Annotated in this window: 8 protein-coding genes and 1 pseudogene; all 9 read left to right on the top strand. The window is 44.4% G+C overall.

Translation table 11 applies throughout. The features are described from left to right. The coding region (locus tag DY78_RS16385) for an exodeoxyribonuclease X C-terminal domain-containing protein (RefSeq protein ID WP_338043890.1) at positions 1–923 on the top strand (923 nt) is incomplete at its 5' end. Between the two features lie 81 nt (positions 924–1,004). Further along, complete coding sequence (locus DY78_RS05115; protein ID WP_024624018.1) at positions 1,005–1,793, top strand: DNA replication protein DnaD; 789 nt, start codon at positions 1,005–1,007, stop codon at positions 1,791–1,793. After that, positions 1,774–2,616: an ATP-binding protein gene (locus DY78_RS05110; protein ID WP_024624017.1), complete on the top strand. Its 843-nt coding sequence runs from the start codon at positions 1,774–1,776 to the stop codon at positions 2,614–2,616. Before DY78_RS05115 ends, DY78_RS05110 begins: the two co-directional genes overlap by 20 nt. Positions 2,617–2,748: 132 nt before the next feature. After that, positions 2,749–3,249: a hypothetical protein gene (locus tag DY78_RS05105; protein ID WP_024624016.1), complete on the top strand. Its 501-nt coding sequence runs from the start codon at positions 2,749–2,751 to the stop codon at positions 3,247–3,249. Further along, positions 3,246–3,623: an endodeoxyribonuclease gene (locus tag DY78_RS05100; protein WP_024624015.1), complete on the top strand. Its 378-nt coding sequence runs from the start codon at positions 3,246–3,248 to the stop codon at positions 3,621–3,623. The genes DY78_RS05105 and DY78_RS05100 overlap by 4 nt, the downstream gene beginning before the upstream one ends. After that, a complete protein-coding gene (locus tag DY78_RS05095) occupies positions 3,620–3,850 on the top strand; it encodes a hypothetical protein (RefSeq protein ID WP_015968494.1) in 231 nt (76 codons plus the stop codon). The genes DY78_RS05100 and DY78_RS05095 overlap by 4 nt, the downstream gene beginning before the upstream one ends. A gap of 2 nt (positions 3,851–3,852) precedes the next feature. Next, on the top strand, positions 3,853–3,984 hold the full coding sequence (locus DY78_RS16785) for a hypothetical protein (RefSeq protein ID WP_103420656.1): 132 nt from the start codon (positions 3,853–3,855) through the stop codon (positions 3,982–3,984). A 136-nt stretch (positions 3,985–4,120) separates the two neighbouring features. After that, on the top strand, positions 4,121–4,252 hold the full coding sequence (locus tag DY78_RS16780) for a hypothetical protein (protein ID WP_268872499.1): 132 nt from the start codon (positions 4,121–4,123) through the stop codon (positions 4,250–4,252). Between the two features lie 160 nt (positions 4,253–4,412). Further along, positions 4,413–4,792 (top strand): annotated as a pseudogene (locus tag DY78_RS05090) (hypothetical protein); the annotation flags it as partial.

Here is a 4,792-nt window from a genome sequence, read left to right as displayed (position 1 = left end):
TATCCCTAATCATGGGTACTGATCAAAACAAGATGGCTAGCGAACTACAGGCTATCTCTAATTTCCAAACTATGGTTCAACATCAACTAAAAGATGGTCAAGATTTTGGGGTCGTCCCTGGTACACAGAAGCCGACGCTCCTTAAACCGGGTGCCGAAAAAATTCAAATGTTGATGGGCGTGACCAGCGAATACAACGTTATCGATAAAGTTGAGGACTACGAGTCGGGTTATTTCGACTACACCGTCAAGTGCGTGCTATACAAGAGCGGTATGCAGTTAACTGAGGGATTAGGGTCGGCAAATACAAAAGAGAGTAAGTACGTTTCTCGTGATGGCTTTTCAATGAAAAACACGGTATTGAAGATGGCGAAAAAGCGGGCCCAGGTTGATGCCACACTGACCATCGCTAGTTTATCAAATGTCTTCACACAGGATGTCGAAGATATGCAGAACTTTAACCAACGTGAGAATAACGAAACCATGACTCATGATGAAGCCTTTAATTTAAAACTTAACTTTGGCAAAAATAAAGGCAAGAGCATGGGAGATGTCATGAATGAGAATCGTGGCTATATTGAATGGCTAGCTGAGAATGCACAGAAACCTGAATTTAAGACTGCTGCTAAATTATTACTAGCTGGCAAGCAACAGCCTGTAGCAGACGATAAGGCGAATGAAGATTTTGATCCTACCACCATCATTGCTAGTTCAAAACAGACGAGTGAGATTGCTAACCTTGCTGGTGAACTGGCCACCCAAACCAAGAATGGCACACCATTATCAGTGACTAATGAGGTTATTCAACAAATTGTCTCTGATTGGAAAGGGACTGACGATGATTGGAAGAATCTGACAGTAGCACAAGCAGAGGATGCTAAGAGCCAGCTACAAGGATTGCTAGCGGCATTTGATAAGAAATAAACATTCGAATTGGCTTGAATGCAGCAGTGACTGAATCCACCGAGTGGGTGTGAGGCCCATGTTAGCGAAGGAGGTGTAGATTTGGATTATTTCAAGCAAAGACGAGCTTACAGAAATCTGAAACGGAATCAAATAGATATCTCAACTGGTCAAAATAACCTGTATCGCGAGTTATTGGACTACGCGAACGATGAGTATCAGCTAGATAAACTGTTTACCCTAAAGAATTCTGCGTTGCTCGATCTTACTGGACTATCCGAGGCCGGGCTAAAGAAGGCTAGGAACGAACTAGTACAACTTGGATTAATCAAATACGTCCCCGGCAAAAGAAATAAGCAAAAGCCTCAGTACCAAATTATCAGGCTTTACAGTACCAGTTGGGCTACTAGAAACGATAATAGTAGCTCAACTAGTAACCCAAGTAGTAGCTCAACTGGTACCCCAGACAGTAGCCCAACTGGTAGCTCCAAAGAACTTACTAATACTACACCTGAACCGACTACTACCGAAAAAGATAATAAGGACCCACGTGACCATATTCGTGAAGAGTTCCAGAACGAAGTGTGGGCTGTTTACCCACGCCAAGAAAAGTTTGGTGACGCATGGAATGCTTATTATCGGGCTACCGTGACTGGTGCCACCCCCGCTGGTAAAGCTACGAAAGACCAAATTATTCAGGGTATCGGCAATTATAAGCGGTACTTGGAAGTTAAGGGGATACAGGGACAGTACGTTCAGCAGCTAGCGAACTGGTTGGATAACGGCGGTTGGTTAAGCAATTACGACATGACACCGCCCGTTCAACCAGCTGCGACTAGCGGTGGTCAGGCATCAAGGGAGGCACAAACGTATGTCAGAAACGACTTCTAAGAGTGCGCGAGGGATTAGCTTTCCTGAGCTACAACGATTAAAGACCAGCGACCAAGTTTGCCCACGGCATGGGGTGAATATGGTTTACATGCAGGGACACCAGCCATTCTGCATGGTTTGTACCAAAGAAAAAATTGAACAGCAAAACCACAAGATTATTGATCATGCTAATGATTACTGGCATAAGCGCCGAACCTCTGACGTGTTGGCCATGGACTCGATATTCGATGATCCGACCCTGATGGATGCCAACTTTGATAATTTCCGCCCGAACAGTTCGGAGTCAGCGAATAACCTAAAGCTGGCACGGAAGATTGCTGGCGAGTATTTAAACCCAAAAACTACGTACAACACGATATTGACGGGTCTGCCGGGGCGCGGTAAGTCGCATTTGGCCTTATCCATTGCTAAAGCAGTGAATGATCACGCAGACAAACCTATGGCCTGCCTATTCGTTAGTGTGAATGAATTGTTCCGATTAATCAAAGGCAGTTTCGGCCATCCTGACAGCCGTTATACCGAACAGAACATGGTTCAATTGCTAGGCGATGCAGACTTACTAGTGCTTGATGATTTAGGCTCAGAAGCGACGTTCCAAAGTGATCAGAGTAAGAACCGAAAAGAAGCCAGCGATTACGTGCAGAATGTGTTATTTGGGATTGTGAATAATCGTCAGCGAACCATTATCACCACCAATTTGGGTAGTGCCGGTTTAGCAAACGTATATAACCCGAAGATCATCTCGCGATTGTACCGCGGCATAAACGGGCACGTCATTAGTTTTACAGCAGCAACACCGGATAAGCGGGAGGTATCGTTCTAATGTGTGAATGTAATGGCACAAAAATTGTGCATGTTGAAATTATGAAAGGTGTATGGGTAGTACAGCCGTGCCCTAATTGTACGCAGGCGGTACACCAGCACTACGAAAAGGAATTAGCGGGGGTGTTGTCTAATGTACGCAATCAAGACGTTTGATGAGGAGCATAGGGTGCTAGCTACTGGCGAAGAGCCAGAACTACATCGCTTGGTACTGGCCAAGTACCAACATGGCGAGTGGCAGTTCCCGGTAGTCATTGAAGAGGAAACAGCTAAGCCATGGGATGATGCGGCCTACCTAGCCAGTATGAAACAAGATCCGAAGCAGGGAGAGCGTGAAGATATCAAAGCCATTCTGCAAGCACGTAAACATGGCAAACATTCTCTCAGGCAGATAGCCGAAAGCACGGCAATTGAATTCAAGCGGGTAAAGGATTTAGTCCACAAATACAGCCTGCCACTGAATAACGGTTACTGGCGTGCTGAGAAGTATAACAATTCTGATGAAGTGATCGCGTATCAAACCCTGTCACGGTTATGCGAGAGAATTGACGCCCCAGAGTTTTCGATTAGACAGGCCAGTATGTCTAACGGGGTTGTTAATGGCTATTACATTAGCTGGGTGCCGAAAGTATGAGCAAAGTCGTGATTAAGGGCGAATTACCTAGCTTAAATGAGTACATCAAGGCTGAACGGGCCAATCGGTATGCGGCAGCTAACCTAAAGAAGCGGTACACGGCCTTATGTAGTGTATACGCGAGGGCAAGCCGGAATTCTGGAGTCGAATTCAGTTGGCCTTGCAAGCTTAAATTTACGTGGTACACGAAAAACAGCCGAAAAGACGCGGACAATATTGCATTTGCTAAAAAGTTTGTGCTGGACGGTTTTATGAAGGCTGGGATTTTGGGCAACGACAATCGAAAACATATAACTGGATTTCAGGACGAATTTGTAGTTGATAAGCGAAACCCGCGAGTAGAGATAGAAGAAGTTACGGAGGGTGTTAAATGAGCAAGTTATCAATGGCGGTAGGCCGGGAAACGATTGCGGTTTATAAGATAGTGCTGCTGTTTCAGGGCGAGTACAACAATGAATATTCAAAATATTACAAGCGATATGGTGATGCTTTTAAACGATGTAATGAATTGAATAAAACAGCGAGTGATAAAAATTATCATTGGAAATTGATGTGCGCTAAGGGCTGGTATGACGTTGACCCGAATGACAAGGGGGATTAGATATGGATAAAGAAATACCGGCATGGGCCATACAAGCGGCCTGTGAGGCTATGGGATATGCCGATGAATCGGAGGTAGCATGGGAAGACTACCCGCTGGTTATGGCGATGGCAGAATCGATGGAGGGCGAATGATGACAATTAAAGATTTGTTTGCTGATTGGGTAGCGTGGACAGCAGTCTGCTTCATAGTTGTCGGCGGTATCAAGCTGTTTGTAGTTGTCCTGGGATGGCTATTCTAGCGGTATACACATTGATAGGGGATGGTTGGATGTGGGCGTATGTTTTTCTAATCTTGATCGTGCTATTTGTTTCAATGACGGTTGAAGATGAGGAACACGGGTTGGCCAAAGCCTTAACGATTTACGTTTTAATTGCCGGATTGGCAATATCAATGTGGTAATAAGTACATTGATTCGATTGACGAAGGCAAATACTACATTACGGAGAACGAAGATGCCTAAACACACTAAGAAGCGTTCAACGATTAAACGGAAGCACCGGCGCATGAAGCAACATGCCGAGGAGAATAAAAAATCAACCAAAGAGGACGGTAAGTAATTATGAAATTAAAGATTGAAAACAATGATTTGACCGTAACAGTTGAAGCAACTCGTGAATTGAGTTTTGAGGAAATTTTTAAGTCACATCAGTTGGTTACTGGTCGTAATGATGAATTAAATACTGGTCGTGAGGAAAAACATACATTCGTTCCGGAAGACTCAGGCGCAACGAATGAAGACTCTAATACTGATCCTAAGTTTGACTTCAAGAAACCGACATGGATGCCTAAAGATGGTGAGATGGTAAAGGCTGAATTTATGTGCCCACAGTGTGGTTACGATAAAGTGACACATGTTAAGTTTGGCTTTAACCACTGGAGTTGTCCTGGATGTGGAATCAGATTGTTTCTTGCGTATGCAACAGGTACTCGTGGAGAAAA

This window comes from Lactiplantibacillus fabifermentans DSM 21115, assembly GCF_000498955.2.
Classification (GTDB): domain Bacteria; phylum Bacillota; class Bacilli; order Lactobacillales; family Lactobacillaceae; genus Lactiplantibacillus; species Lactiplantibacillus fabifermentans.
This window is presented reverse-complemented; position numbering and strand designations above follow the sequence as displayed.

Excerpts from the sequence above, each read along its gene's own strand:
- DY78_RS05095 (WP_015968494.1), top strand. The coding sequence starts at position 3,620 with ATGAGCAAGTTATCAATGGCGGTAGGCCGGGAAACGATTGCGGTTTAT.
- DY78_RS16785 (WP_103420656.1), top strand. The coding sequence starts at position 3,853 with ATGGATAAAGAAATACCGGCATGGGCCATACAAGCGGCCTGTGAGGCT.
- DY78_RS05105 (WP_024624016.1), top strand. The coding sequence starts at position 2,749 with ATGTACGCAATCAAGACGTTTGATGAGGAGCATAGGGTGCTAGCTACT.
- DY78_RS05110 (WP_024624017.1), top strand. The coding sequence starts at position 1,774 with ATGTCAGAAACGACTTCTAAGAGTGCGCGAGGGATTAGCTTTCCTGAG.
- DY78_RS05100 (WP_024624015.1), top strand. The coding sequence starts at position 3,246 with ATGAGCAAAGTCGTGATTAAGGGCGAATTACCTAGCTTAAATGAGTAC.
- DY78_RS16780 (WP_268872499.1), top strand. The coding sequence starts at position 4,121 with ATGTGGGCGTATGTTTTTCTAATCTTGATCGTGCTATTTGTTTCAATG.